The 22,502-nt window shown below is 73.9% G+C and carries 22 protein-coding genes; 16 read left to right on the top strand and 6 right to left on the bottom strand.

Going from position 1 to position 22,502, the window contains the following annotated elements; translation table 11 throughout:
- Nucleotides 1–73: 73 nt before the first annotated feature.
- From ABD230_RS08935 to ABD230_RS08945, 3 genes are all read left to right on the top strand, one after another.
- Complete coding sequence (locus ABD230_RS08935) at nt 74–1,216, top strand: ABC transporter substrate-binding protein (protein WP_344371947.1); 1,143 nt, start codon at nt 74–76, stop codon at nt 1,214–1,216.
- Nucleotides 1,217–1,289: 73 nt separating this feature from the next.
- On the top strand, nt 1,290–2,609 hold the full coding sequence (locus ABD230_RS08940) for an aspartate aminotransferase family protein (RefSeq protein WP_344371950.1): 1,320 nt from the start codon (nt 1,290–1,292) through the stop codon (nt 2,607–2,609).
- Nucleotides 2,610–2,692: 83 nt separating this feature from the next.
- Nucleotides 2,693–4,228: a CoA-acylating methylmalonate-semialdehyde dehydrogenase gene (locus ABD230_RS08945; protein WP_344371953.1), complete on the top strand. Its 1,536-nt coding sequence runs from the start codon at nt 2,693–2,695 to the stop codon at nt 4,226–4,228.
- A gap of 15 nt (nt 4,229–4,243) precedes the next feature.
- Here the strand turns inward: ABD230_RS08945 and ABD230_RS08950 are convergent, their stop codons facing one another.
- A complete protein-coding gene (locus tag ABD230_RS08950) occupies nt 4,244–5,038 on the bottom strand; it encodes an IclR family transcriptional regulator (RefSeq protein WP_344371957.1) in 795 nt (264 codons plus the stop codon).
- Between the two features lie 124 nt (nt 5,039–5,162).
- Between ABD230_RS08950 and ABD230_RS08955 the strand changes: the two genes are divergently transcribed.
- The 4 genes from ABD230_RS08955 to ABD230_RS08970 are packed head-to-tail and all read left to right on the top strand — an operon-like array spanning nt 5,163 to nt 8,294.
- Nucleotides 5,163–5,918, top strand: a complete 756-nt coding sequence (locus ABD230_RS08955; protein ID WP_344371962.1) for an MIP/aquaporin family protein — start codon at nt 5,163–5,165, stop codon at nt 5,916–5,918.
- Nucleotides 5,915–6,907: a dihydroxyacetone kinase subunit DhaK gene (gene dhaK, locus ABD230_RS08960; protein WP_344371964.1), complete on the top strand. Its 993-nt coding sequence runs from the start codon at nt 5,915–5,917 to the stop codon at nt 6,905–6,907. The genes ABD230_RS08955 and dhaK overlap by 4 nt, the downstream gene beginning before the upstream one ends.
- A gap of 2 nt (nt 6,908–6,909) precedes the next feature.
- On the top strand, nt 6,910–7,569 hold the full coding sequence (gene dhaL / locus ABD230_RS08965) for a dihydroxyacetone kinase subunit DhaL (RefSeq protein ID WP_344371966.1): 660 nt from the start codon (nt 6,910–6,912) through the stop codon (nt 7,567–7,569).
- 5 nt (nt 7,570–7,574) lie between these two features.
- Nucleotides 7,575–8,294, top strand: a complete 720-nt coding sequence (locus ABD230_RS08970) for an HPr family phosphocarrier protein (protein ID WP_344371969.1) — start codon at nt 7,575–7,577, stop codon at nt 8,292–8,294.
- Between the two features lie 107 nt (nt 8,295–8,401).
- On the opposite strand, the gene ABD230_RS08975 is transcribed toward ABD230_RS08970, so the two are convergent.
- On the bottom strand, nt 8,402–9,196 hold the full coding sequence (locus ABD230_RS08975; RefSeq protein ID WP_344371972.1) for an enoyl-CoA hydratase/isomerase family protein: 795 nt from the start codon (nt 9,194–9,196) through the stop codon (nt 8,402–8,404).
- Nucleotides 9,197–9,298: 102 nt separating this feature from the next.
- On the opposite strand from ABD230_RS08975, the gene ABD230_RS08980 reads away from it, so the two are divergent.
- The gene (locus ABD230_RS08980) at nt 9,299–10,183 is read left to right on the top strand and encodes a restriction endonuclease (RefSeq protein WP_344371975.1); all 885 of its coding nucleotides are present in this window, start codon (nt 9,299–9,301) and stop codon (nt 10,181–10,183) included.
- On the opposite strand, the gene ABD230_RS08985 is transcribed toward ABD230_RS08980, so the two are convergent.
- Complete coding sequence (locus ABD230_RS08985; RefSeq protein WP_344371977.1) at nt 10,180–11,217, bottom strand: LysR family transcriptional regulator; 1,038 nt, start codon at nt 11,215–11,217, stop codon at nt 10,180–10,182. The two genes, ABD230_RS08980 and ABD230_RS08985, sit on opposite strands and share 4 nt — an antisense overlap.
- 137 nt (nt 11,218–11,354) lie before the next feature.
- Between ABD230_RS08985 and ABD230_RS08990 the strand changes: the two genes are divergently transcribed.
- The 8 genes from ABD230_RS08990 (at nt 11,355) to ABD230_RS09025 (ending at nt 19,587) form a co-directional block, all read left to right on the top strand.
- Nucleotides 11,355–11,477: a hypothetical protein gene (locus tag ABD230_RS08990; protein ID WP_344371979.1), complete on the top strand. Its 123-nt coding sequence runs from the start codon at nt 11,355–11,357 to the stop codon at nt 11,475–11,477.
- A gap of 192 nt (nt 11,478–11,669) precedes the next feature.
- Nucleotides 11,670–13,052 (top strand): threonine/serine exporter family protein, encoded by a 1,383-nt coding sequence (locus ABD230_RS08995; protein WP_344371981.1) that lies wholly within the window; start codon nt 11,670–11,672, stop codon nt 13,050–13,052.
- A 65-nt stretch (nt 13,053–13,117) separates the two neighbouring features.
- Nucleotides 13,118–13,687: an orotate phosphoribosyltransferase gene (gene pyrE, locus ABD230_RS09000; protein ID WP_344371983.1), complete on the top strand. Its 570-nt coding sequence runs from the start codon at nt 13,118–13,120 to the stop codon at nt 13,685–13,687.
- Entirely contained in the window at nt 13,684–16,779 is a 3,096-nt protein-coding gene (locus ABD230_RS09005; protein WP_344371986.1) for a hypothetical protein, read from the top strand. Before pyrE ends, ABD230_RS09005 begins: the two co-directional genes overlap by 4 nt.
- Entirely contained in the window at nt 16,776–17,717 is a 942-nt protein-coding gene (locus ABD230_RS09010; RefSeq protein ID WP_344371988.1) for a ribokinase, read from the top strand. The genes ABD230_RS09005 and ABD230_RS09010 overlap by 4 nt, the downstream gene beginning before the upstream one ends.
- Nucleotides 17,714–18,661 carry a nucleoside hydrolase gene (locus tag ABD230_RS09015; protein WP_344371993.1) on the top strand — a complete coding sequence of 316 codons (948 nt, stop codon included), beginning with the start codon at nt 17,714–17,716 and terminating at the stop codon, nt 18,659–18,661. The genes ABD230_RS09010 and ABD230_RS09015 overlap by 4 nt, the downstream gene beginning before the upstream one ends.
- 10 nt (nt 18,662–18,671) lie before the next feature.
- The gene (locus ABD230_RS09020; protein ID WP_344371996.1) at nt 18,672–18,845 is read left to right on the top strand and encodes a hypothetical protein; all 174 of its coding nucleotides are present in this window, start codon (nt 18,672–18,674) and stop codon (nt 18,843–18,845) included.
- An 85-nt stretch (nt 18,846–18,930) separates the two neighbouring features.
- A complete protein-coding gene (locus tag ABD230_RS09025) occupies nt 18,931–19,587 on the top strand; it encodes an NUDIX hydrolase (protein ID WP_344373280.1) in 657 nt (218 codons plus the stop codon).
- Nucleotides 19,588–19,644: 57 nt separating this feature from the next.
- Here the strand turns inward: ABD230_RS09025 and ABD230_RS09030 are convergent, their stop codons facing one another.
- The 3 genes from ABD230_RS09030 to ABD230_RS09040 form a co-directional block, all read right to left on the bottom strand.
- Entirely contained in the window at nt 19,645–20,442 is a 798-nt protein-coding gene (locus tag ABD230_RS09030) for an HAD-IIA family hydrolase (RefSeq protein WP_344371998.1), read from the bottom strand.
- Nucleotides 20,443–20,518: 76 nt separating this feature from the next.
- Nucleotides 20,519–20,860 (bottom strand): UBP-type zinc finger domain-containing protein, encoded by a 342-nt coding sequence (locus ABD230_RS09035; protein WP_344372001.1) that lies wholly within the window; start codon nt 20,858–20,860, stop codon nt 20,519–20,521.
- Nucleotides 20,857–22,500 carry an FAD-dependent oxidoreductase gene (locus tag ABD230_RS09040; protein WP_344372005.1) on the bottom strand — a complete coding sequence of 548 codons (1,644 nt, stop codon included), beginning with the start codon at nt 22,498–22,500 and terminating at the stop codon, nt 20,857–20,859. Before ABD230_RS09040 ends, ABD230_RS09035 begins: the two co-directional genes overlap by 4 nt.
- Nucleotides 22,501–22,502 lie beyond the last annotated feature (2 nt).

Genomic DNA, 22,502 nt, shown 5'->3' on the forward strand with positions numbered 1-22,502 from the left:
CGCCCGGCCCACGCCACCGGCACCGCCGGTCGGATCCCGCACCACGAGCACCACCACCAAGAGAGGAATGCACATGAAGCGCAACAGGATCCTCGCGGGCGCGGCCGCAGCAGCCGCGACCGCGCTCGTGCTCGCCGGCTGTTCCAGTGGGAGCAGCGACTCCGGCGACGGCGGCGACAGCGCCGACGGCGAGCTCACGCCGGTCACCCTGCAGCTGCAGTGGCTGACGCAGGCCCAGTTCGGCGGGTACTACCTGGCGAAGGCGAACGGCTACTGGGAGGACCTCGGCCTCGACGTCGAGATCATCCCCGGTGCGGTCGACATCGTCCCGCAGGACGTGCTCGCCGCCGGCGACGTCGACTTCGCGATCGCCTGGGTGCCGAAGGCACTCGCGTCGATCGAGGCCGGCGCGGGCATCACCGACATCGCCCAGATCTTCGAGCGGTCCGCGACCCTGCAGGTCTCGTGGGCCGACAGCGGCATCGAGGGCCCCGAGGACCTCTCGGGCAAGCAGATCGGCAGCTGGGGCTTCGGCAACGAGTGGGAGCTCTTCGCGGGCCTCACCGAGGCCGGCGCGTCGGACTACACGATCGTGCAGCAGAACTTCGACATGAACGCGCTGCTGAACAAGGAGATCGACGCCGCCCAGGCGATGACCTACAACGAGTACGCGCAGCTGCTCGAGGCGACGAACCCCGACACGGGCGAGCTCTACCAGCCCGAGGACTTCTCGGTCATCGACTGGAACGAGGTCGGCACGGCCATGCTGCAGGACGCGATCTGGGCGAACACCGAGCGCCTCGAGAGCGACCCGGAGTACGCCGACACGGCCGTGAAGCTGATCCAGGGCGCCATCCTCGGCTGGATCGACCAGCGCGACGACCCCCAGGCCGCGGCCGACGCGGTCACCGAGGCCGGATCGACGCTCGGCACGAGCCACCAGCTCTGGATGGCGAACGAGATCAACAAGCTCATCTGGCCCTCCACGAGCGGCATCGGCCACATCAACGAGGACCAGTGGGACGCGACCGTCGAGATGGCCCTCGCCACGAAGAACCAGGACGGCGCGCAGGTCATCACGACCGACCCGCCGGACACGGCCTACACGAACGAGTACGTCGACGAGGCCATCGCGAACCTCGAGGCCGACGGCGTCGACCTGAGCGGCGACTCGTACGAACCCATCGAGGTCACCCTCAACGAGGGCGGCAACTAGCAGACGGATGCCGCGGGGCCGGCCCCGCACGGCGGGCCCCGCGGCATCCACCCCACGAAAGGCGACGACGCTGATGACCGAGAACCTCACCGCCGACCTCGACGCGCTCGCGCGCGAGCTCGACGCCGAACACGTCTTCCACTCCTGGTCGGCGCAGGGCAGTCCGCCGCAGCTGGTCGTCGCGAGCGGGCGCGGCACGAAGGTCTGGGACCACGCGGGCCGCGAGTACCTCGACTTCTCGAGCCAGCTCGTCAACGTGAACATCGGCCACCAGCACCCCGCGGTCGTCTCGGCGATCCGCGAGCAGGCGGAGCTGCTGGCCACCATCGGCCCGCCGACCGTGAACCTCGCGCGCGGCGAGGCCGCGAAGCGGATCACGGCGCGGGCGCCCGAGGGCATGTCGAAGGTGTTCTTCACCAACGGCGGCGCGGACGCGAACGAGAACGCGATCCGGATGGCGCGCCTGCACACGGGCCGCGACAAAGTGCTCTCGACCTACCGCTCGTACCACGGCAACACCGGTGCGGCGATCGTGTCGACGGGGGACTGGCGCCGCATCCCGAACGAGTTCGCGCGCGGACACGTCCACTTCTTCGGCCCCTTCCTGTACCGCTCCGAGTTCTGGGCGACGACGCCCGAGGAGGAGTCGGAGCGGGCCCTGCGCCACCTGCGGCGCGTGATCGAGGCCGAGGGCCCGACCTCCATCGCGGCGGTGCTGCTCGAGACGGTGCCCGGCACCGCCGGCGTGCTCGTGCCGCCGCCCGGGTACCTGGCCGGCGTGCGCGAGCTGTGCGATCGGCACGGCATCGTGCTCATCCTCGACGAGGTCATGTGCGGCTTCGGCCGCACCGGCCGCTGGTTCGCGTTCGACGGCTACGACGTGAAGCCCGACCTCATCAGCTTCGCCAAGGGCGTGAACTCGGGCTACGTGCCCGTCGGCGGCGTCGTGATCTCCGACGAGATCGCCGCCGACTTCGACGAGCGCGTCTTCCCGGGCGGGCTGACCTACTCCGGCCACCCGCTCGCGATGGCGTCGATCGTCGGCGCGCTCGACGCGATGGAGTCCGAGGGCATCGTCGACCGCGCACGCCGTGTGGGCGCCGAGTCCATCGCCCCCGCGCTGACCGAGCTCGCCGAGAAGCACGCCGTGATCGGCGAGGTGCGGGGCGAGGGCGTCTTCTGGGCGCTCGACCTGGTCGCCGACCCCGAGACGCGCGAGCCGCTGCCCGCCGCCGAGGTCGGCCGCATCAAGGGCGCGCTCGTCGAGCGCGGCCTGCTCCCGTTCGTCGCCGAGAACCGCATCCACGTGGTGCCGCCGTGCGTGGTCACCGCCGAGGAGGTCGAGCAGGCGACCGAGATCTACGACGAGGTGCTCGGCACCGTCGCCGTGTGAACCGAGTCCGCGGCATCCGTCCGGGGCGCCGCGGCCTCCCATCCCGAACGACCCGGACACCTCGATTCGAGAGGAACGAGACCATGACCGACACCCAGACCGCCCCCAGCGCCGAGGGCACCGAGACCGCCGAGCTCGTCGAGCACTGGATCGACGGCGCGCCCGCCTCGGGCGACTCCGACCGCACCGGGCCCGTCTACAACCCCGCCCTCGGCGTCGTGCAGCGCCGGGTGCGCTTCGCCTCGACCGAGGACGTCGACGTCGCGGTGGAGGCCGCGGCCCGCGCCTTCCCGGCCTGGCGCGACGCCTCGATCGCCAAGCGCCAGCAGGTCATGTTCCGCTTCCGCGAGCTGCTCGCGTCGCGGACCGACGAGCTCGCCGCGATCCTCACCGCCGAGCACGGCAAGGTCACGGCCGACGCGCTCGGCGAGATCGCCCGCGGCCTCGAGGTCGTCGAGCTCGCCTGCGCCATGCCCGCATACACGAAGGGCGAGTACTCCGAGAACGTCTCGACCGGCATCGACGTGTACTCGCTGCGCCAGCCGCTCGGCGTCGTGGGCATCATCAGCCCGTTCAACTTCCCGGCGATGGTGCCGCTGTGGTTCTTCCCGCTCGCGATCGCGACGGGCAACACGGTCGTGCTGAAGCCGTCGGAGAAGGACCCGTCGGCGGCGGTGTGGCTCGCGCGCCTCTTCCAGGAGGCCGGGCTGCCCGACGGCGTGCTCAACGTGGTCCACGGCGACAAGGTCGCGGTGGACGCGCTGCTCGAGCACCCCACCGTGCGCTCGATCTCGTTCGTCGGCTCGACGCCGATCGCGCGGTACATCTACGCGACGGCCACGGCGAACGGCAAGCGCGTGCAGGCCCTCGGCGGGGCGAAGAACCACATGCTGGTGCTGCCCGACGCCGACCTCGACCTCGCCGCCGATGCGGCCGTGAACGCGGGATTCGGCTCGGCGGGCGAGCGCTGCATGGCGATCTCCGCCGTGGTCGCGGTCGACGCGATCGCCGACGAGCTCGTCGAGAAGATCAGCGAGCGGATGGGCCGGCTCACGACCGGCGACGGCACCCGAGGGTGCGACATGGGGCCGCTCATCACGCGCGAGCACCGCGACAAGGTCGCGGGGTACCTCGACGTGGCCGGCGAGGACGGGGCATCCGTCGTCGTGGACGGCCGCGACCCCGAGGTGGACGGCGCGCCCGACGGGTTCTGGATGGGGCCGACCCTCATCGACAAGGTGCCGACCTCGTCGGCCGTGTACCGCGACGAGATCTTCGGCCCGGTGCTCTCGGTCGTGCGCGTCGACGGCTACGAGGAGGGGCTCGACCTCATCAACGCGTCGCGCTACGGCAACGGGACGGCGATCTTCACGAACGACGGCGGCGCCGCGCGGCGCTTCCAGCGCGAGGTGACGGTCGGCATGGTCGGCATCAACGTGCCGATCCCCGTGCCCGTGGCCTACCACTCGTTCGGCGGCTGGAAGGACTCGCTGTTCGGCGACGCCAAGGCGTACGGCCCGCGCGGCTTCGACTTCTTCACGCAGGAGAAGGCGATCACGTCGCGCTGGCTCGACCCGAGCCACGGTGGCCTGAACCTGGGCTTCCCGCAGCACGACTGACCCCGGGGCGCCGCGTCATCCCGCCGTGGCGGGCGGGCGCGGCGGCCACGCCGGTGCGCCGAGGTCCCGCGAGATGCTGCGCGCGGCGTCACGGAGTTCCGCCAGGACGGCGTCCGAGGGCGGCCACTCGCTCGCTGGCATGACGACCGCGACCGCGGCGATCACGTCGCCGTCCTCCGAGCAGACCGGCGCGGCGACGGATGACTCGCCGATGACGGCCTCCTCGTTCTCGAAGCCGAGCGCGTCACGCCGCACCTGCTCGAGCCCCTCCCGCACGCGGTCCGGGTCGGTCACCGTGTCCGCGGTCAGCGCGGCCAGCGGACGGGACAGCGCGTCCGCCGCGTGCGCGGCGTCGTACGCGAGGAGCACCTTCCCGAGTGCGGAGGCGTGGCTGGGGATCGTCAGGCCGGTCTCCGGCATCTGCTCGGTGCCGTCGGGGCGCCGGTCGTGGTGGATGACGATGACCTCGCCGAACAGTTCCGCCCCGAGCCGGGTCGCGAGGCCGGTGCGGCTGGAGAGCTCGTGCATCCAGCGCATCGAGCGCGCCCGCACGTCGAGCGTGTCGAGGTAGACGCTCGACAGCTTCAGCAGCGCCGGTCCGAGCACGTAGCGGTTCCCGCTCGGCTGCTGGGCGACGAGTCCGTGCGCCTGGAGCGACTTCACGATGCCGTGCACGGTCGACGGGGGCAGGTCGAGTGCGGCCGCGAGCTCCGTGATGCCCATGCGCCTCGAGCCCTGCAACAGGGTGAGGATCTTCGCCGCCCGGTCGATCGACTGGATCACCGACTCCCCCTCCCTCGTCGCGCCCATCGCGCATCCCCATTCTGGCTGGTTCTTGACAGGACGGGTCGAGCAGGCCAACATTCAGTATTACCGAAAGCCATTCGACAATATCGAATGTCTGGCCAACCTCGTTCAAGGGAGAACGCAGATCATGGATGACAACCGGACTTGGCAGCGGCTCGCCGCCGAGTTCCTCGGTACCGCCTTCCTCGTCTTCGTCGGCGTCGGCTCAGTGCCGGCGTTCGCACTCGTGAGGGGCGACGCGCCCTTCGCCCCCGCCGACCTCGGCTTCATCTCGCTCGCCTTCGGCACCATCGTCGTGGCGACGGTGTACGTGTTCGGCTACATCTCCGGCAACCACATCAACCCGGCCGTGACCCTCGCGCTCGCCGCGACCGGCAAGTTCGCCTGGCGCGACGTCCCCGGGTACGTGCTCGCGCAGGTGCTGGGCGCGACCGTCGGCGCGTTCGCCATCGTCGGCGCGCTCGGCCCGCAGGCGAGCGAACTCGGCCTCGGCGTCGCCGCCTACGGCGACATCCCGATCTGGCAGGCGTTCACGGCCGAGTTCCTCGGCACGTTCCTGCTGGTGTTCACCGTCTTCGGCGTGATCCATCGCAAGGCCGCACCCGGCTTCGCGGGGCTCGTCATCGGGCTCGTCGTGTTCGCCGCGATCATCCCCGTGGCGCCGGCGACCGGAGCCTCGATCAACCCCGCCCGTACCACCGGCCCCATGCTCGTGCAGCAGCTCCTGGGCGGTTCGGTGCAGTGGGAGCAGTGGCCGGTCTACGTGATCGCCGAGCTGGCCGGCGGCATCCTCGCCGGCGTCGCGTTCGGCCTGGTCTCGCGGACGCGGGCCGACCGCACGACCCTGACCGAAGCGCTCGTCGAAGAGGAGGCACGCGCATGAAGAAGCTCATCGATGCACCGTCGGAGGTGCTCGTCGACGCCCTGAAGGGGGTCGCCGCCGCCCACCCGGAACTCGCCGTCGACATCGCCCATCGGGTGGTCGCACGGGCGACGCCGGAGCCGGGCAAGGTCGCGCTGGTCTCCGGCGGCGGCTCCGGCCACGAGCCGCTGCACAGCGGCTTCGTCGGCCCCGGGATGCTCGACGCCGCCTGCGCCGGCGAGGTCTTCACGTCGCCGACCCCCGACCAGATGCTCGCCGCCGCGCAGGCGGTGGACACCGGCGCCGGCGTGCTCTTCATCGTCAAGAACTACACGGGCGACGTGCTGAACTTCGAGATGGCCGCCGAGCTCGCCGAGGCGGAGGGCATCGCGGTGAAGACGGTGCTCGTCGCCGACGACGTCGCCGTCGAGGACTCGACGTGGACAGCCGGCCGCCGCGGCGTCGGCACGACCGTGCTCGTCGAGAAGATCGCCGGTGCCGCCGCCCGGGCCGGCGCCGACCTCGACGCCGTGCACGCGATCGCCGAGCGCGTCTCGGAGCAGGGCCGTTCGATGGGCGTCGCACTCACCAGCGCCACGCTGCCGTCGGTGGGCAAGCCGAGCTTCGACCTCCCCGAGGACGAGATGGAGATGGGCGTCGGCATCCACGGCGAGCCCGGCCGGACCAGGGCGCCGCTGGCCTCCGCGTCCGAGATCGCCGAGACCCTCGTATCGGCGATCCTGGCGGACCACGACTTCACCGGAGCCCCGGTGATCGCGATGCTCAGCGGCCTCGGCGGCACCCCGCTCATCGAGCTCTACCTGATGTACGGCGCGGTCGCCGCCCTGCTCGAGGAGCGCGGCATCACGGTCGCACGCGTGCTCGTGGGCGACTACATCACGAGCCTCGACATGGCCGGATGCTCCCTCACGCTCCTGCGGGCCGACGACGAGATGCTGCGGCTCTGGGACGCGCCCGTGAGCACGGCGGCGCTCCGATGGGGGGCGTAGGCATGACGGCGTCGCAGGACGGCCGCCTCACGGTCGACGACCTCGTGGCGTGGATGCTCCGCTTCGACGAACGGATCAGCGCGGAGGCCGAGCACCTGACCGAGCTGGACTCCGCCATCGGCGACGCCGACCACGGCACCAACATCGCCAGGGGCACCGGCGCGGTGCGCCGCCGGCTCGAGGAGGCGCCGCCGGGCGATGCGGGAGCCGTGCTGAAGTCCTCCGGGATGGCGCTCGTGTCGACCGTCGGTGGGGCCAGCGGGTCGCTCTACGGCACGCTGTTCCTCGAGATGGCGAAGTCGGTGGGACCGGCGACCGAGCTCGACGCCGCGGTCCTGGCCGAGGCGTTCCGCGCCGGCGTGGCCGGGGTGGTCGCGCGCGGGCGTGCGGAACCGGGCGACAAGACCATGGTCGACGCGCTCCAGCCCGCCGCCGACACCCTGAGCGCGGCGACCGCCGAGGGTCATCCGCTCGCCGAGTCCCTGAGGGCCGCCGCCGACGCGGCCGCCCTGGGACGCGACGCGACGATCCCGCTCGTCGCGCGCAAGGGTCGGGCCAGCTACCTGGGCGATCGCAGCGCGGAGCACCTCGATCCGGGTGCGACCTCCGCCGCGATCCTCGTGCAGTCCCTGGCGGACGCGCGGTCGGAGGGCGTCGGATGATCGGGATGGTCGTCGTCTCGCACAGTCCCCGGCTCGCCGAGGCCGCGGTCGAGCTCGGGATGCAGATGGTGCACGGGGCGCCGCCGCCCGTTCGCATCGCGGCGGGATCGGCCGACCGGTTCGGCACGGATGCCACGGCCGTCGCCGGTGCGATCGACGAATTGGCCGGTCAGGGGGTTCCGGGCGTCCTCGTGGTCACCGACCTCGGCTCGGCCGTGCTCAGCGCCGGGCTCGCCCTCGAGCTCCGCGAGTCCGCCACGGAGGTCGTCGTCGGCACGGGGCCGTTCGTCGAGGGCATCACGGCGGGGCTCGTGCTGGCCGCGACGGGGGCGTCGCTCGACGAGGTCGCCCGCGAGTCGGCCGCGGCCCTGGACGCGAAGCGCGAGCAGGCGCCGTCGGCCCCCGATCCGGTGCCGTCCCCGCCGGCCGAGCCCAGTTCCGTCGACGAGGTGGTGGTCAACCCCGAGGGCCTGCATGCGCGGCCGGCGGCGCTCCTGGTCCAGGCCGCGGGCGGGTTCGACGCCGTCGTCGACGTGACCAACCTCACCACGGGCAGCGGACCGGTGCCGGCGCGGAGCATGATCGGGCTGATGTCGCTCGGTGCGAAGCAGGGGCACTCGGTGCGCCTCGACGGCAGCGGGCCGGATGCCGCATCGGCGATCGACGCGTTGCGCCGGCTGCTCGCGGACGGGTTCGGCGAGGTGCCGGCGTCCGCCGCAGGCTGAGCCGTCGGATCGGGCCGGGCGCTGCACGCCCGGCCCGATCCGTGCTCAGGCGCCCCCGCCGCCGGCGGGGGAGACCGCTGCCACGCGCCTGCGGTCCGGATCCTCGCTCACCGCGAGGTGGTGCGCGCCGCGAAGCGGGCGATCGCGGCCTGCGCCTCCGGGGTCTCGATCGCGGCGCCGATGGTCGCAGCCTCGTCGTCGAGCGACGCCTGGAAGGAGCGGGCGCGCCCGGCGTGCACGAGCCGCTTCGCCTGGCCGAACGCGTGCGTCGCGCCGGCGAGCCATCCGTCGGCGATCTCGCGGGCGCGGCCGGCGAGCGCCTCGGGCGCGACGACCTCCGCGACGAGTCCCCAGTCGAGCGCCTCGCTCGCCGACAGCGTGCGCGACGTCAGCGTGAGCTCGAGCGCCCGGCGGACGCCGACCGCCTCGGGCAGGAGCGTGCTGACGCCGCAGTCCGGGGTGAGCCCGACGTCGCTGTAGCGGCTCGCGAACGTCGCCCGATCGGATGCCACGACGAGGTCGGCGACGAGCATGAAGCCGAGCCCGCCGCCCGCGACCGGGCCCTGGACGGCGGCGACGATCGGCTTCGTGCTCTCGCGCAGCACGCGGTGGCCCTCGTGGATGCGATCGGCGAGGCCGCGGACCAGGTCCGCGGGGCGCGCGTCGCCGGTCGCCGCGGCGGCCAGCTCGGACATGGCGACGACGTCGCCGCCCGCGCAGAACGCCCGGCCGGCGGCGTCGAAGAGTACGGCGCCGATGTCGTCGCGATCCGCGATCTCGTGCGCCAGCGCCTGCCAGCGCCCGATGGCCTCGGGATCGACCGCGTTGAGCCGGGCGGGACGGTTGAGCGTGACGTGGGCGAGTCCGTCGCGCACGTCGAAGAGGATCACGTCGTCGGGCATCCTCGGATGCTACCGCCGGTCGAGGCCCGGACGGCCGACGGGCCGACGTCCTCCCGGCCGGAGCCGGCAGGCCGTGTCGTATGCCGCTCCTAGTATCCGATCGTGCTCACCCCGCCGCTCGCCGAGGCCGCCGTCGCGCTCGGTCGTTCGCTCGGCCGACGGGCACCGCTCGGCGTCCCCGCGGTCGTGGTCACCGCGACGCTCGCGCAGGCGTGCCGCGCGGCGGCGCCGGGCCTCGCACGCGCCCATGCGCCGGCGCGCATGCCGACCAGGTGGTGGTGGGTCGCCTATGCGGCGTCCTGGGTCGTCGCGGCGGGCGCGACGCTCGCGCTCGTCGAGCGGCCCGGCTTCCCCCTGCCGCTCGTCGTGGGTCCGGCGTGGTGCGTCGCGGTGCTCGCCTGGGCGGCCGCCGTGCTGGTCGTGGTGCAGCGGTGGGTGCGCGATCGGCACGGCGAGCTGCTCGCCGGGCTCGCGTCGGAGGTGGCGGAGGTCGCACTCGTCGCCGCCGGCGCCGAGGCGGCGCGACCCGGCCGACGGGCCCCGGCGGACCCGCTGCCGCCCCTGTGGCCCCGGCCGGGCCCGCAGCCGTACGGGGTCTCGCACCGCGGCGCGGAGGAGCTGGTCGCCGACTGGATGCGCCACCTCGGCGCGGTCGACGCCGAGGTCACTCGCTTCTCGGGCGACGGGGGCGTCGACGTGGTGAGCGCCCACTGCATCGCGCAGGTGAAGAACCTCTCGGAGCGCGCCTCGGTGCCGGTCGCACAGATCCGCGAGTTGGCCGGCGTCGCCGCGCACGACGGCCGACGGCCCCTCTTCTTCACGAGCGGCACGTACTCGGACGGCGGGGTGGCGTTCGCCGACCGCGCGGGCATGAGCCTCTTCGAGTACCGGGCGGAGGGCGGCGCGCTCCGCGCGGTCAACGCGCTCGCACGCACCGACCTCGCCGATGGGCTGCGGCCGCCGGCGCGCGCGGCGACCCGACGCTAGTGCGGGGTGGGCGCGGCCGCGTCGACCGCCGGGCGCCCGGACCGGTCGGCATCCGCCGCGTCCGCGGCATCCGCCGTGCCCGGCTCCTGCGCCGCCCGGTCCGCCCCGGACCCTCGCGACGGATGGTCGTAGGCCTGCTCCAGGCGTGCGGCGCGATCCACGAGCACCTCGAGCACCGTGCGCACCGCGAGCCGCTCGGCGACGTCGGGACGCACGAGGGCGAAGATCTGGCGCACCGAGGGCACGCCGCGGAGCGGCTTGAGCACGAGGTTCGACGGCAGGACGCCCGATGTGTACCGGGGGACGAAGGCGATGCCGAGCCCGGCGCCGATGAAGGCCTCGATGATGCGCATGTCGCTGAAGCGCTGGCTCACCTCGACTCGCCGCCCGCCCGCCTGCTCGATGGCGTGGAGGATCCGCTCGAACGGGAAGCCGGGCGGCACGCCGAGCCAGGTCTCGTCGACGAGGTCGGCGGGCGTGACGTGCGATCGACCGGCGAGGCGGTGGTCGGCGGGCAGCCCGATGTCGAGCGGTTCGGTGAGCAGGGGCAGTGCCCGCAGGCCTCGGCCGCCCCACGGGAGCTCGCCCGGCATGGTGTGCGCCAGCACGATGTCGTAGTCGTTCGTGAGGTCGGGGAACTCGGCGAGCTCCGGGTCGAGGTCGGTCGCCCGCACGACGAGCCCGGCCACCGATCGGAGGTCGGAGAGGACCTGCGGGAGGACCGTGGCCCCGATGGTGGGGAACGTCAGGAGCGTGACCTCGCCGCTCGGGTGGTTGCGGAACTCGTCCCACAGGGACGAGGCGCGCTCGAGGGCGACCGCGACCTCGGTCGCGCTGCGCGCCAGCGCGTGCCCGGCGCTCGTGAGCACGATGCCGCGACCGCTGCGCTCGGTGAGCGGCATGCCGGCCTCGCGCTCCAGCACCTTGAGCTGCTGCGACACCGCCGAGGGCGTGCGCCCCGTCGCCTCGGCGACGGCCGTCACGCTGCCGCGTTCGGCGAGTTCGCGGAGCAGGTCGAGTCGTCGCACATCCATGTAGTCATGCTACATGGTCAGTGAAGTTCTGTGCGATTGTGCTGAACGGTTCGAAGGTGCATGATTGAGGAGTCGGACACGTGCAAGGGCGCACCGGAATCGCCCGACATCACCGATCTCCTTCGAAAGGAACCGCCGTGTTCACCGTGTTCGCCATGCTCGCCACCGCCTCGATCGCCGGCATCGTCGGCTCGATCGTCCTCGTCGCCCGCGACGGATACCGCCGCCAGCCGCGCGAGACGTTCGCGCGCACCGTCTAGGTCGCGCGTCACGCGGAGCCCAGCGCTCCGAGCAGGGCCGCCGTGCGGGGGAGGGACACCCCGCTGGGCGGCCCTTCGTCATGTCCTCGGCGGCCGTCCCGCCTCGACTCGGGCGGCCCGTGCGGCTAGCGTGACGACGACCGGGCCCCGGGCCCCGCCCGACCGCCGCCCGGTGCGAACGAGGAGCGCCGGATGCCCACCACCCCGACCACGCCCGATGCCGCCGACGCCGAGTCCCGTGCCGAGGACCCGGCGGTGCTGCGCACCTTCCTCCTCGGCCTCGCCGAGGGCATGACCGCGTCCGCGGAGTCCACCGACCGGATCCGCATCGAGATCATCGACATCGCCCATGCGTACGGCCTCGAGGAGGTCGACGTCGTGGTGCTGCCCACGATCACGTTCGTGCGGACCGGCGGCGACGACTCGTCGCGCGTCGCGCTCAAGACGGTCCAGACGACGTTCCGATTCGACCAGATCGCGGCGATGAGCCGGCTCGTCCGCGAGGCGCGCGAGGCGCGGGTCACCGCGGTCGACGGCATCCGGCGCCTCAACGAGATCGGCGCGATGCCGCCCTCGCGCCACTGGTTCATGCGCACCCTGGGGCACGCCGTGCTCACCATGGGGCTCGTGCTGCTGCTCGCGCCGAGCTGGCAGGCCGCCCTGCTCGGGTTCGGCCTCGGCGCGATCATCGGCGTCGCGAAGCTCTCCCGGTCCGGGACGCTCTCGCTCGTGCTTCCCGTCGTCGCGTCCTTCGTCTGCGCCCTGATCGTCTTCCTCCTGGCGCCGATCGTGCAGGTGGGCGATCCGCTCCGGGTGCTCATCGCGCCGCTCGCGACCTTCCTCCCCGGCGCACTGCTCACGACCGGCGTGCGCGAGCTGGCCGCGGGGCAGATGGTCGCGGGCACGTCGCGCCTGGGCTCGGGCATCGTCCAGCTCGCCCTGCTCGCGTTCGGCATCCTCGCCGCCGGCACGATCGTGGGGATCGGCGATGACGAGTACGTGCCCCGGGAGGTCCAGCAGACCCTTCCGTGGTGGGTGGCCGGCATCGGCCTCGTGCTCTACGGGCTCGGCGTCTACCTCCACTTCGCCGCACCCGGCACGGCGTTCTGGTGGGTCGTGCTCGCGCTCGTCGTGGCGTACGGCGCGCAGCAGCTGGGCGCGCTGCTCGTGGGCCCGACCGTCAGCGGGTTCGTCGGCGCGCTCGCGGTGACGCCGCTGGTGCTCTGGATCGAGGACCTCCGCAGGGGCGGGGTGCCCTCGCAGATCGTCTTCCTCCCCGCCTTCTGGGTCCTCGTCCCCGGGGCCGCCGGCCTCATCGGCGTGACGGAGGGCGCCGTCGCCGAGTCCGCCGGCATCGACGACGTCTCGGCCGCCTTCGCCACGGTCATGTCGATCGCGCTGGGCGTCCTCATCGGCTCGGCGCTCTACCGGTTCGCCCGGCGGAGCGCATCGGGGATCGCCGAGTTCCACGTCGACCTGCCGACCGTGCTCGGCCCGTCCGACGAGCCGATGCTGTCGCGGATCGCGGATGCGGCGAGCCAGCGGGGTTCGCGCCGTCGGCGTCCGGGTCCGTGACCTCGCCCGCTCGGGCGCCGGAACCGGCCCTCGGGCTCTCAGGAAGCACGACGTAGAGTATTCGGGTGACTTCCCGGAACCCCCGCTCCGCTGAGGCCCGCCGCGAGCTCGTCGAGCACATCTCGAACGAGGCGGTGTTCCACGGCGACTTCACGCTGACCAGCGGCAAGAAGGCGACGTACTACGTCGACCTCCGCAAGGTGAGCCTCGACCACCGCGTCGCACCGCTCATCGGCCAGGTGATGCTCGACCTCATCGCCGACGTCCCGGACGTCGCCGCCGTCGGCGGCATGACCATGGGCGCCGACCCGATCGCGACCGCCGTGCTCCACCAGGGCGCGGCGCGCGGCCTCTCGTACGACGCGTTCGTCGTGCGCAAGGAGCCGAAGGACCACGGTCGGGGCAAGCAGGTCGAGGGACCGGATGTCGCGGGGCGCCGCGTGATCGTGCTCGAGGACACCTCGACCACGGGCGGATCGCCCCTCAAGGCGATCGAGGCCCTGCGCGCCGCGGGCGCCGAGATCGCCGCGGTCGCGGTCGTGGTCGACCGGGACACCGGCGCACGAGAGGTCATCGAAGCGGCGGGGGTCCCCTACCTCGCTGCCATCGGCTTGAAGGACTTGGGACTGGCATGAGTGAACGCGACGGGCGCTACGGCTCGAGTGGATCCGAGGAGACCGACTGGCTGATGAGCCAGCTCGGCAGTGGTCGCCGACCCGACCTCGAGGGCCGCCCGGCCTCGCAGCCGCCCGTCGCACCGCCCCCGGTCGACGGCTATGGCGAGCGCCCCGCGCCCCGTGCGCCCGAGTCGGCGCCGCCCGCCGAGCGGCCCCGCCGGCGCAGCGAGGAGTCGCTCGACTGGTTCTCCGTGGCCGAACCCGCTCCCGCGCACGACGCGCCGACGCGTGCGCTCCCGGTCGTCGGCGAGCCCATCGAGCGCGCCGACTCCGCGCCGTCCGCACCGCCGCAGGGCGGACCGCCCGCGTGGAACCAGTCGGACTGGAACCGCCCGGCCTGGACCCCGCCGGCGCACCCGGAGCCCCCGCGCATCCCGTCGCCGCCCGCCGGCACCGAGCGGCTCACGTCGGTCGAGCCGCCCGTCGGCGGCCGCCCCGTCCCGCCCGCCTTCGGCGGCGCGCCCACGCCGCCGCCGGCTCCGCCAGTCGCCCCGCCCGGTCCGGTGACCCCGCCGGCCAGCATGGCGCTGACGTGGGGCGAGCAGCCGATCGACACAGAGGAGGGCCTCCGGGCCGCGTTCCGCCAGCTCTCGGACCCCGCGGCCCCGGCCCAGCGTCGCGAGGAGCGCGCCGAGCCGCGCGCGGAGCACGCACCCGAGGTCGAGCCGGAGTCCGGCCGCCGCGACTCGGCTCCCGGGCCCGTCGCCTCCGGTGACTCCGCATCCTCGCCGTTCGAGGGCTTCACCCCGCCGCCCGTCGCGCGGCGGTCCTTCACGCCCGTCCCACCGTCGGTCGCGGGCGCGCAGAGCACCGACTTCGCCGACGAGCTCTGGTCCGCCCTGAACGAGGACGTCGCCCCGTCGGCGGACCAGCGCGACGCCGGCGCCGACGAGGACGACGCGTACGATGCGCCCGCCGACGATGCCGACCGCGACGCGTGGGCGGATCGTCCCGCGTACGCGGGCTACGCCGACGCCGCGGGCTACGCCGACGCCGCAGGCTACGCAGACGCATCCGGGTACCCGGTGCCGACGACGGACGCTCGCGACGGGTACGCGGACCCGTACGACGACCGGGACGCGTTCGGCCGTGTGACGAACGATCCGCGCGACGCCGCGCGCGACCCGCGCGACGGGCGTCGCGGCGACGGCCGCGACGAGCCGCAGCGCGACGATCGCGGCGCCGACGGCGGTGCATACCGCGACGACCGCGGCTACGGCACGGACGAGCGATCGGGCCGGAGCGGGGACGGCTATCCCGCCGCGCCCGGGGCCGCCGGCCACGGCGGCGGGTACGACGACGGCTACGACGAGTCCGGCTACGACGAGTCCGGCTACGACGAGTCCGGCTACGGCCGGGCCGACGCGGCGTACGACCGGGACGACGCGGGCTACGGCTACGGCGATCAGGACGATGACCCACGTCGACTCTTCGAGGGCGGCGCCTTCGACCAGGATCGCGACCCCGGGTACCGGGACGACCGGTCGGGCTTCGGTCCGGACGCCTATGCCGACACCGGTCGCTTCGACGACGGCTTCGGCTCGGCGACCGCGCCGCCGCAGGAGGAGGCCTACGACCCGCGCGACCTCTGGCGGGACGGGCACGCCGACGGGACCCCGGGCGACGGATGGACCGGACGGTCGGACGACTGGCGCGAGTCGGTCGCGCGCGACGAGGAACCGCCGGTCGACGAGGTCCGCTGGTACGCCGACGACCTGCCGGCGCGCGAGGAACCTGGTCAGGACGCCGGCCGCGCCGCGCCCGGCGCGGCGGACGCCCCGTCCGACGCGTGGGACGACGCCGAGTCGCCGCGCGCCCGGGAGTTCGCCGAGGCGGGCTTCCTCTGGAACCTGACGCCCGATCCCGAGGGCCGGGACCCGCGGGTCCCGGTCGAGGACGAGGGCGACGACGGCCCGGGGCCGCGTCGCGGCGCCCAGGCCGGTGCCGCCGCCGCCGGGTCCGATGTCGAGGTCGACCCGTTCGGGTTCGGCGGCGCGCCCGCCGACGACCCGCGTGCACCCGGCATGGGCGATGATCGCGGGTTCGACGAGCGACGCGACCCGTACGATCGCGACGACGTCCGCGGCGGCCGCGACGGCCGCGGGTTCGACGCCCGTGACGACGAGCGCGGGACCGTGCCGGAGCGCGGCCGGGACGCCGGGGGCGATGACGGGCTCGCCGCGCTGTTCGGCGGTGCCGGCTTCGGAGCGACCGGCCCGATGAGCGTCGTCCCGCCGGGCGAGCGCGACGCCATGAGCGGCGGCATCGACCTCGCCCCTCGCGAGCGCGGCTACGACCGCACGGACTACCAGCGCAGCGACTACGACCGCGGTGGCTACGACCGCGGCGGCTACGACCGATCCGGCTACGGCCGTTCCGGCTCCGACCGTTCCGGCTCCGACCGCGACGACGCCTACGGACGCGACGATCGCTCCGGCGGCTCCGATCGCGGCGGCCGGCAGGGCCCACCGTCCGGGTCGGGCGACGGCGGCGACCGCTCCACCGTGAAGGTCCTCGCCTGGGTCGCGGGCGGGCTCGCGCTCGTCGTGGCCGCCGTGGCGATCTTCGCCTTCGGCACCCGCATGCTCGGGGGCGCCGAGGAGCCGGCCGCGGCTCCCGAGCCGACGCAGGAGGCCCCTCCGGAGCCCACCGGGCCCCAGCCACCCGGCGTGCACGTCTGGGACACCCTGTACGGCACGGAGTGCGTCGAGCCGTTCGAGTCCGCGTGGGCCGAGGAGTTCACCGTCATCGACTGCGACACGCCCCACGACGGCCAGCTCGTGTACCGCGGTGCCTTCCCGGGTGCCGAAGACGCCGACTTCCCGGGCGAGGAGGCGCTCGCCGCCCAGTCCCAGGAGCTGTGCGCCGCCGAGGGGATCCTCAACCCGCCGATCGCCGGGCTCGTGAGCGACCTGCAGATGTTCACCGCCTACCCGGTGACGGCCGAGCAGTGGGATTCGGGCATGCGCGACTACTTCTGCTTCGTGGAGCGCTCCGGCGGGGGCGCCCTCACGGCGAGCGTGGCCGGAGAGGGTCCCGTCCAGCAGTGAGCCGCGTGGTCGTCCTCGGTTCGGTCAACGTCGACGCGACCAGCTACGTCGCGGCGTTCCCGCGACCGGGCGAGACGATCCGGTCGCACGACCACCGGGTCGCCCTCGGCGGCAAGGGCGCGAACCAGGCGATCGCGGCGCACCGTTGCGGCGCGCGGGTCGAGCTCGTGGCGCGCCTCGGCGACGACCCCGCGGCCGAGGTCGCGCGTGCCGCGTTCGCCCGCTTCGGGCTCCCGGTCGACGCCGTCGAGACGGTCCCCGACCGGCCCACCGGCATCGCCCAGATCACGGTGTCGGCCTCCGGCGAGAACACGATCGTCGTGACCTCCGGCGCGAACGCCGACCTCGGTCCCGCGGCGGTCGACGCCGTGCGGGATCTGATCGCATCCGCCGACGTGGTCCTCACGCAGGGCGAGCTGCCCGTGCCGACGATCGACGCGCTCGCCCGCGCCTGCGCGGCGGCCGGCACGCGACTCGTCCTGAACCTCGCGCCCCCGGTCGCGGTGGATGCGGCGACCCTGGCCGTCGCCGATCCGCTGGTGGTGAACGCGCACGAGGCGCGGACCCTCGGCCTCGGCGTCGACCTGGCACCGGACGCCTCCGCCGAGGCCTGGCGCGACGTGGCGGTCTCCGCCGCGGGCGACCTCGCGCGGTCGGTCGTCATCACCCTCGGGGCACTCGGCGCCGTGGCGGCCGACGGATCGGGTGCCACGGTCGTCCACGCGCCCGCGGTCGAGGCCGTCGACACGACGGGCGCGGGGGATGCCGCGACGGGTGCGCTCGTCGCGATGCTCGCCGAGGGGCATCCGCTCGGGCGTGCGCTGCTGGCCGGGGCGGCGGCCGGCGCCATCGCCGTGCAGGCCCACGGGACCGTCGACTCGTACGGGACCCGGGACGACGTGCTCGCGCTCGCGAGCCGGTTGGAGGAGGACCGATGACCGTTCCCGTGATCGTCGACTGCGACCCCGGGCACGACGACGTCTTCGCCCTCTGGCTCGCGGCCGGGCATCCGGCCCTGGAGCTGCTCGCCGTGACCACGGTGGGCGGCAACGTCCCGCTCGAGTACACGAGCCGCAACGCGCGCGTGGCGCTCTCGGTCGCCGGCGTCGCGGACGTGCCCGTCGCCGCGGGCGCGCGCGGACCGCTCGCCCGGGAGCTCTCGACGGCCGAGTGGATCCACGGCGAGAACGGCCTCGGCGGGCCGGAACTGCCCGACCCCGATCGCGGCGCCTCGCCCGTGCGCCTGGACGATCGCGGCGCGACCGACCTCATCGCAGACACGCTGCAGGCGGCATCGGAGCCCGTGGCGATCATCGCGACCGGGCCGATCACGAACGTCGCCGTCCTGCTCCGCGACCGTCCCGAGCTCGCTCCGAGGATCCGCGAGGTCGTCTGGATGGGCGGTTCCACCGACCGCGGCAACGCGACGCCCTACGCCGAGTTCAACGCCTGGGTCGATCCCGAGGCGCTCGACCAGGTCGTGCGCAGCGGCGTGCGCTTCACGATGGTCGGACTGAACGTCACCCACCGCGCCCTCGTCACGCCCGACGTGCGCGCGCGCCTCGCCGCGCTCGGCACCCGCACGGCCGCGTTCGGGGACGAGCTGCTCGAGTTCTTCTGCCGCACCAACGACGAGGTCTTCGGCATGCCGGACGGACCGCTCCACGACCCCGTGGCGGTCGCCGTGCTCGCCGACCCCGACTCGGTCGAGGTCGTGCGGACCCGGCTCGACGTCGAGCTCCTCGGCGCGGAGACCGTCGGGGCCACCAGCGTCGACCTCGGCGACATGCTCGGGCGCGAGCCGAACGCGCACGTCGTGGTCGGGATCGACGTCGAGCGCTTCTGGGACGCGGTCGCGACCGCCGTCGAACGGCTGGCCTGAGGGGGATCGCGTGGACTGGACGTTCTGGGTCGGGGCGATCGTGATCGCCGTGCTCGTCATCGTCACGCAGGTCTTCCTGCACGAGAGCCGCTGGTCGCGGCGGGAGCCCGAGGACGAGCCGCGCGACGAGGAGCCGCGCGACGACGGACCCGACGCGGACGACGACGGCAGCCCCCGGCCCTAGCAGGCCCCGCGCCGAGCCGCGCTACCCTCGACGGGTGACCCCACGCGACGACGCGGCCGGATCGGCCCGGGACCAGCTCTCCCGCATGGCCGACGACGACGTCCTCCGGGGCGTCTGGCGCAGCGCCCGCCCGCCGCTCGACCCCGATGCGGCCCGGGAGGCTGCCGTGCTCATCCTGTTCGGCGTGCTCGACGGGCTGCCGAGCGACCACGAGGCACAGGCGTCGGCGGTCTCGCGCGACCTCGACGTCCTGCTGCTGGCGCGCGCCGACACGCTGTCGTCGCACGCCGGCCAGATCGCCTTCCCCGGCGGCCGGGTCGAGCCCGGCGACGCCGACGTGGTCGCCGCGGCGCTGCGCGAAGCGCGCGAGGAGACCGGGCTCGACCCGGCCGGGGTGGAGGTGCTCGGGGAGCTCGACCCGATCCCGCTGGCGTACTCGCGGCACCTCGTCACCCCGGTCCTCGGGTGGTGGCGTGCACCGTCTCCTGTCCGCGCCGTCGACGTGGCGGAGTCGTCCGCCGTGTTCCGCACGCCCGTCGCCGACCTGCTCGACCCGGGCAACCGGCGCACGACCGTGCTCCGGCGCGACGGCGAGGAGTGGCGCGGCCCCGGCTTCCTCGTGCACGGCGCGGGTGCCGACCGCCTGGTGTGGGGCTTCACCGCGCTCGTGCTCGACACGCTGTTCGAGGCGCTCGGCTGGACCGAGCCGTGGGACGGCGGCCGCGAGATCGACCTCGCCTGACGCGCACGTGCACGGATGCCGCGCGGCCCGCGCCGCGGCATCCGCCTCGCCCGACGGCTACAGGTCGGACTCGATCGGGGCGTCCGCGACGAGCTCGAACACGCCGTCGAGGATCTCGTCGGGGCGGAACGGGTACTTCTCGATCTCGGCCTGGTCGCTGATGCCGGTCAGCACGAGGACCGTGTGCAGGCCGGCCTCGATGCCCGCGACGATGTCGGTGTCCATGCGGTCGCCGATCATGGCCGTGTGCTCCGAGTGCGCGCCGATCTTGTTCAGCGCCGACCGGAACATCATCGGATTCGGCTTGCCGACGACGTACGGGTCCTTGCCGGTCGCCTTGGTGATGAGCGCCGCGATGGCGCCCGTCGCCGGCAGCGGGCCGTCGGCGCTCGGGCCGGTCGCGTCCGGGTTGGTGACGATGAACCGCGCGCCCGCGCCGATGAGGCGGATGGCCTTCGTGATCGCGTCGAACGAGTAGTTGCGGGTCTCGCCGACGACCACGAAGTCGGGGTTCGTCTCGGTCATGATGAAGCCGGCCTCGTGCAGCGCGGTGAGGATTCCGGCCTCGCCGATGACGAACGCGGACCCGTTCGGCACCTGCTGCTTCAGGAAGTCGGCGGTCGCGAGGGCCGACGTCCAGATCCGCTCCTCCGGCACGTGCAGGCCGGACGCGCGAAGTCGGGCCGACAGGTCGCGCGCCGTGAAGATGGAGTTGTTCGTGAGCACCAGGTAGGGCGTGCCCGAGTCCTCCCACTGCTGCAGCAGGTCGGCCGCACCCGGGAGGGGGTGGTTCTCGTGCACCAGCACGCCGTCCATGTCGGTGAGCCAGGCCTCGACCTCTTCGCGCTTCGCCATGGGCCAAGCCTAGGCCGCGCGCATCACAGCACCATGAACGGCGGATGCCGCTCGTGCGACGCCGCACCCGGTCCGGTCAGCGGTGAAGCCGCCGCCGCCAGTCCGGCGGGACGCTGCCCTCGGGGCCGGGGCACGCCTGGTCCTCGGGGCGCCACCGCGGCGGCGCGAGGGGCACCGGATCCGAGTACTCGGAGGCGGCGTAGTCCCAGAACCACTCCTCGCCCGGTTCGAACGACGCGGCGACGGCGTGGCCGGTCTCGCGGGCGTGGCCGCTCGCGTGCTGTGCCGGCGAGGAGTCGCAGCAGCCGACGTGACCGCACTCCACGCAGCGACGCAGGTGCCACCACCAGCCGCCGTGCTCGAGGCACTCGGTGCAGCCCGTGCCCGATGGCGCCGGGGCGGGCGCCTGGGCGGTCATGCGAGCACCTCCACCGCGGCGAGCGCCCGGTGCACGGACGCGACGGCGCTGGATCCTTCGCCGACGGCGGCGGCGACGCGCTTCATCGACCCCCGTCGCACGTCTCCTGCCGCGAACACGCGCGGCACCGAGGTCTCGAATGGCAAGGGCACCCTCCCGATGGATCTCCATGGATCGCCGAGGTCGACGACGTCGGCCCCGGTGCGGACGAACCCGTGGTCGTCGCGCTCGAGGTCGGCGAGCCAGTCGGTCGCCGGCACCGCCCCGATGAAGCAGAAGAGCGCACGGCAGTCGACGGTCGCGTCGGTCGCGCCGCGCACGGTGACCCGATCGAGCTGGTCGTCGCCGTGCAGCGCGGCGACCTCGGTGCCCGTGAGCACCTCGATCCGCGGGTCCTCGCGGATGCGGTCGACGAGGTAGCTCGACATCCTGGTGGAGAGGTCGTCCGATCGCACGACGATCCGCACGTGGCATCCGCTCGCCGCCAGCGCGAGGGCCGCCTGCCCGGCCGAGTTGGCGCCGCCGACGACGACGACGTCGGAGCCGGCGACCTGGCGGATCTCGAGCGCGGTGGCGGCGTGGTGGATGCCGGCGCCCTCGAAGTCCCGCCATCGATCGAGCGCGAGTTCCCGGTACGCCACGCCCGTGGTGACGATGACGGCCTTCGCGCGCACGATCGTGCCGTCCGCGAGCAGCAGCCGCCGCACGCCCTCGTCGGCCTCGAGTTCGACGACCCGGCACGGGGCCGCGATCCGCACGCCGAACTTGAACGCCTGCAGCGACGCCTGGGAGGTCAGGGCGTCCCCGCTCACGCCGAACGGGAAGCCGAGGTAGTTCTCGATCCGCGAGGTCGTCGCCGACTGCCCCCCGGGCGCGACGGCGTCGAGCAGCACGGTCCGCAGGCCCTCCGAGGCGCCGTAGATCGCGGCGGCGAGCCCGGCCGGGCCGGCGCCGACGACCGCGAGGTCGTACTCGAGGTCGTCGTCGGCCGAGTAGGCGAGCCCCATGAGCTCGGCCACCTGTCCCGGCGTCGCCCTCGGCACGTTCTCGCCCTGCACGATGGCGACGGGGAGGTCGTCGCGCGTGAAGCCGTGGTCCCAGATGCCCGGGTGCTCGGCGATGTCCTCGACGTCGACCCACGTGTGCACGAGCTCGAGCCGCTCGGCGTAGCGCTGCAGGGCGAGCGACTCGCCCGAGCGGGACGACCCGATGATCTTGAGCGTCCAGGCGGCCGGGCCCGTGCGCAGCAGCTCGCGGCGCGCCCAGAGCGTGCGCAGCATGAGGTCGCAGAGCTCGTCGTCCTCCGCCATCATGCGCTGCAGCGCGTCGTGGTCGATGCGGACGACGCTGCCGGGTTCCGTGACCCGCGCCGTGAGGAACGCGCGCTGGCCGTTCAGCAGGCCGAGCTCGCCCACGAAGGTCCGCGGCCCGAGCCGCGCGAGCACCGTCTCCTCGGACCACCACAGCGCCTCGCGCACGACCTCCACCTCACCGGACTCGACCAGGATCAGGTCGACCCAGCGGTCGCCGGCGCGGAAGAGCACGTCGCCCGCCTCGGTGTCCGTGGGCACGCCGTAGCGCCGCAGGCGCCCCCATTGCGCATCCGTGAGTTCGGGAGTGATCTTCTCCGCACCGCCCATCC

It is taken from the genome of Agromyces tropicus (assembly GCF_039531345.1).
Lineage (GTDB): Bacteria > Actinomycetota > Actinomycetes > Actinomycetales > Microbacteriaceae > Agromyces > Agromyces tropicus.